This window comes from Pseudonocardia sp., from assembly GCF_025965585.1.
GTDB lineage: Bacteria > Actinomycetota > Actinomycetes > Mycobacteriales > Pseudonocardiaceae > Pseudonocardia.
The window spans coordinates 1-4,308 of record NZ_JAOPWR010000321.1; the positions used below are offsets into that span (position 1 = coordinate 1).

Sequence of the window (4,308 nt, forward strand, 5' to 3'; positions counted from 1 at the left end):
GGGAGCGTTCGACTTCGTCGCCCGCAGGCCGATCGCCGCCGGGCAGGAGCTGACGTTCGACTACGCGATGCGCAACTTCACCGTGGCCCAGTTCCCGGCCGCGTGCCTGTGCGGCGCGGCCGAATGCCGGCGTTCGGTGACCGGATGGAAGGACCTGCCCGCGCGCCACAAGGCCGTCTACGGTGACCTCGTGGCGCCCTACCTGCGCCGGATGGACGATGACTCGGACCGGGACATCGCCCTCCGATAAGGGGATCTCAACGCCGGTCCCACAGGTACGGAGCCGATTCTGCGGCCGAACATCTCTTTTGGCGGCGATCGACGTCATAGGGCTGGTGACATTCCTGCCTGCACGCCTTGCTCCCCCTACCGCATCCGCGTCCGCCTGAGACGCCGCCCGGACACCCTGAGGGACGTGCGGGACATCGCCAGAGGGAACAGCCACGCTGTGGGCGGAGCGGTGGTTGACGATCGAGCGGAACGAGGAGTGCCGCTCCGCCCCCCACGGCCCGCCGCGACCGGCTGCGGCGGTTCATAACGCAGGGCTCCATCCGGGATCTGCCCGACTGGATCGTGATCCGCGAGGCGTCGGCCACAGTTTCCGGGGTGCCTACGGTCCGAGGAGTGCTGTCAGTGTGTGCTGGTGGCGAGGTCTTCTGGATGCTCGTCCATGCCGAACCGCTCGGTGCAGGGCGGCCCAGATGGATCTGATTTCCCCCCCGGCTCGGGGGACTCGGGTTACTGGATGATCACTGATTCTGCCTCGCCCCGTTCGGCGCCATGCCCTCGAGCACCTCGGCCCTGGAGCACCTCGTCGGTGATCGTGGAGATCGTCTGCCGTGACACCTGGGCGCCGTAGTCCTCGATGTGGGTCAGAAGATGGCCTGATCGGCTGGTGGAGAGGTCTGCGGGTCGGGATCGGGGTGAGGTGGGTGTCGGCGGACGGGGATGGTCTGGGCGGCGTCGGCGTCGCGGATCGACAGGGCGCACGCCACTCCCGCGAGGCAGACGGCGGCCGCGACGAGGAAGGTGACCCGGTAGGCGGTGAGGGCGGCGACGGTGTGGCCGCCGACCTGGTGCGTCGGCCCGATCAGCACGATGACCGTGGTGAGCAGCGCGACACCGATCGCGCCGCCGAGCTGGCGCAGCGCGTTGAACATCGTCGAGGCACGACCCGTGGCTTCCGACGAGATGGTGGCGAACGCCGCCGCCTGCGTCGGCACGAACACCTGCGCCATGGCGAAGCCCATGCAGAACAGGAGCAGTCGGGCCCACCAGAGGCTGCTGTCAGCGTTCATCAGTGACAGCAGGCCGATGGAGACGGCGGTGCCGGTCAACCCCAGGGCGATGTGGCGGCGCGGCCCGAGGATCGGGTAGAGCACCCGGCTGGCCAGCTGCGCGCCGGCCATCACCCCGATCGCCTCGGGGAACGTGCTCAGCCCGGACGCGAGCGGGCTCAGCCCGCGGCCGTCCTGGTAGTACAGCGAGATCACGTACAGGGTCCCGAGGAACGCGACCGAGGCCAGGACCATGACGCCGTTGGACGCGCGGAACAGGCGGTTGCCCATCAGCCTCAGATCCACGAGTGGTTCGGTGGTGCGCAGCTCGACGACGACCATGACCGCGATCAGCACCACCCCCGTGACGATCGAGGCCAGGACGGCCGTCGCGGTCCAGCCCAGGTCGGGTCCTTCCGCCACCCCGTACATGAACAGCCCGAGTCCCAGGCCCGAGAGCAGGAACCCGGCCAGGTCGAAGCGCCCGTGCTGTTGTGGGTCACTGGGGTGGAGGAAGACGGCACCGAAGGCGAACGCCGCTACCCCGAAGGGCACGTTGACGAAGAAGACCCAGCGCCACGACAGGTCGCTGACCAGCAGCCCGCCGATCACCGGCCCGAGTGCGGGGGCCAGCGTGGTGGGCACGGTGAGGATGGACGAGGCCCGGATGCGTTCCTGCGGGGGGAAGGCGCGAAACAGCATCGCCATCCCCACCGGCGCCAGCATGCCCCCGCCGATGCCCTGCAGGACCCGGAAGGCGACCAGCTCCCGCAGGCTCGATGCGAGACCGCACAGGGCGGACGCGACGGTGAAGACCACGATCGCTGTCATCAGCACCCGCTTGCCGCCGAAGCGGTCCCCGAGCCAACCCGACGCCGGGATGAACACGGCCAGGCTCACCAGGAACGCGATGGAGATGCCGTCGACGTCTGTGGGGCTGACCGCGAAGTCGCGGCCGATGGTCGGCAGGGCGACGTTGACGATGGTGACGTCCATGATGCTCATGAACATCGCCGCAACGAAAACGACGCTCACGGCCACTTTCTGGCTGATTCGCACCTGCACCGCTCACCCTCCTGGCTAGGTCCTCTGATCGCAGAGGCCCCGGTCGCGCCGGTCTGTGCACGTGGCCGACACGGCGAGCGTGCTTGTCCTTCAGGTATACGGCGGCCTGGTACACGCTGGCACCGCCGGCTCCGGGTTGCGCGTCAGCCCGGCGCAGGCCCGCGACGGCGCGGTCCGAGATGGCGGTGCTGCTCGTCCGCGAGCTGCCACCGACTCGTGATCACGAGCTGATCATGGTGAATCGAAAGAGATCCCACCGACAAGCCGAGGTCTGGGGCCGACGCCAAGGGTAAGCGCCCCGCCACTACTCACGCAGAGCAGACCGGAACGCCAACAGCAGCCGTCGCCGACAGTGCTTGAGGCTCAGGGTGAGCGCCTTGTTCCAGTGAGTCGCGTCGCGGAGGACTGCCATGGTCATGCGGTCTCCGCGGGGTTCAGGGGTCGGCCGAGCGGAGCCGCTGCACAGCCGCCCCCTCCTGGTGAGGGGTCTGGGAGTCGGTGAGTCTCGTGGTGTGAGGTCGGGGACCAGTTGCAGTGTCGGCCTGCTGTGTGCCCGCTTGCTTTCCTGGGGCGGCTCGGTGATGTCGATGGCGCTGCGGCGCAGCAGGATGTCCTGGATGGCTTGATCGGCCGGTTCTGCGAGGTCGAGGAGCGTCGTCAGGTCGGTGGGCCGGAACGCGTAGCGGGGGTTCATGGCGAGCGGGGGTGGCTCATCGGATCAGGTGCAGCCGTGGGCGGCCGGCCGCGCTGGGCTGTGACCCTCGCGATCAAGCCTCGTGCGTGCAGCTACTACACCGACAACGAGTGCGAGTGCAAGGGCCGGAAGGTCACTACCAGCTCGGGTTGATCGCTTGTCCGTGTTGACGCTGGGACCGGGGGGCTCCCAGCGTCGGCACGGACGCACGGTGTGTCCGGAGGAGGCTCGACATGAAACGGAGACAATCGGTTCTGAGGCGGGATCCACTGCCGCATCGCCGGCCCGTTCAGCGCCCCCGGGGACGAGTCGGTCATCGCTCCGTGGTGCCTGATCGGGTCCAGGTCAGCTCGTGTGACGGCGGTCCACGCCTGCTCGCGCTGTGCCCGCTCCCTCGGCACCGCGGTTGGCGGGCCCGGTCGGACCCGGCCCGGTCTCTGTCGAGCCCACCCCGATGGAGGCCTCGCGGTGCGAGGAGAGGCAGCGTGGTCGACGCGGACACAGTGCCTCCTGCCGCCGTGAATCCGCGCTCAGACCTCGGTGGCGGCCGGCATCGCCCCGATCTGGGTCAGGAACGCCATGTCGTCGAGACGGTTCCAGCGCTCGACGACCCGGTCTCCGGAGAAGCGGAGGATGGTGATCCCCTCCGCTGCGATGCGCGCGCCTGTTGCGGGTGCTCCGAACAGCTCCCCCGTGTGGGTGCCGGTGAGAGTGAACCGAACCGCCACCCGGTCCCTGTCGGCGAACAGGTCCTCCGCGGCGATGTTGGCGTCCGGCGCGCCGTCACGCAGGGCCCGGAAGAAGCCTGCGATGCCGTCGCGATCCGGGGCGAACGCCGACGGGAAGCCGTGGAAGACGGCCTCCGGGGCGTAGAGCGTGGTGACGTAGCCGACGACGTCGCCGGAGTTCAGCAGCTGGACGGCGGTGCTGACAGTGCTGGCGTGGTCGCTCATGGTGTCTCCCTGTGTCAGGTGCGGGTGGTGATGTGAGCAGCGGATGTTCGGGTGCGCGTGGTGGGCCCGGTCATCGGTCGGCCCGCGGAGATCCAGCCATTGATCCCACCGTCGAGATGCGCCACGTCGCGGTAGCCGAGCTCCTGAAGAGAGCGAACCGCGAGAGCCGAGCGGGAGCCAGCCGCGCAATAGACGATCACTCGTCGGCCGGGCTCTAACCCTTCGACGTGGTGGGGAGTTCCATGGTCGGCGTGGAACTCGAGCATCCCGCGCGGGATGAGCACCGCGTTGGGGATGCAGCCGTACTGGGTCTCGTCGG

4 protein-coding genes and 1 pseudogene are annotated in these 4,308 nt (G+C 69.0%); 1 reads left to right on the forward strand and 4 read right to left on the reverse strand.

From position 1 onward, the window contains the following. Nucleotides 1-250 (forward strand): annotated as a pseudogene (locus JWR81_RS19490) (hypothetical protein); the annotation flags it as partial. A gap of 622 nt (nucleotides 251-872) precedes the next feature. On the opposite strand, the gene JWR81_RS19495 reads toward JWR81_RS19490, so the two are convergent. From JWR81_RS19495 to JWR81_RS19510, 4 genes are all read right to left on the reverse strand, one after another. Further along, complete coding sequence (locus tag JWR81_RS19495) at nucleotides 873-2,312, reverse strand: MDR family MFS transporter (RefSeq protein WP_297654616.1); 1,440 nt, start codon at nucleotides 2,310-2,312, stop codon at nucleotides 873-875. Between the two features lie 334 nt (nucleotides 2,313-2,646). Beyond that, nucleotides 2,647-3,036: a hypothetical protein gene (locus tag JWR81_RS19500; protein WP_297654619.1), complete on the reverse strand. Its 390-nt coding sequence runs from the start codon at nucleotides 3,034-3,036 to the stop codon at nucleotides 2,647-2,649. Between the two features lie 530 nt (nucleotides 3,037-3,566). Beyond that, a complete protein-coding gene (locus tag JWR81_RS19505) occupies nucleotides 3,567-3,989 on the reverse strand; it encodes an ester cyclase (RefSeq protein ID WP_297654622.1) in 423 nt (140 codons plus the stop codon). A 14-nt stretch (nucleotides 3,990-4,003) separates the two neighbouring features. Continuing rightward, nucleotides 4,004-4,308, reverse strand: a 305-nt coding sequence (locus JWR81_RS19510) for a rhodanese-like domain-containing protein (protein WP_297654625.1), incomplete at its 5' end; no start/stop codon positions are given.

Excerpts from the sequence above, each read along its gene's own strand:
- JWR81_RS19500 (WP_297654619.1), bottom strand. The coding sequence starts at position 3,036 with ATGAACCCCCGCTACGCGTTCCGGCCCACCGACCTGACGACGCTCCTC.
- JWR81_RS19505 (WP_297654622.1), bottom strand. The coding sequence starts at position 3,989 with ATGAGCGACCACGCCAGCACTGTCAGCACCGCCGTCCAGCTGCTGAAC.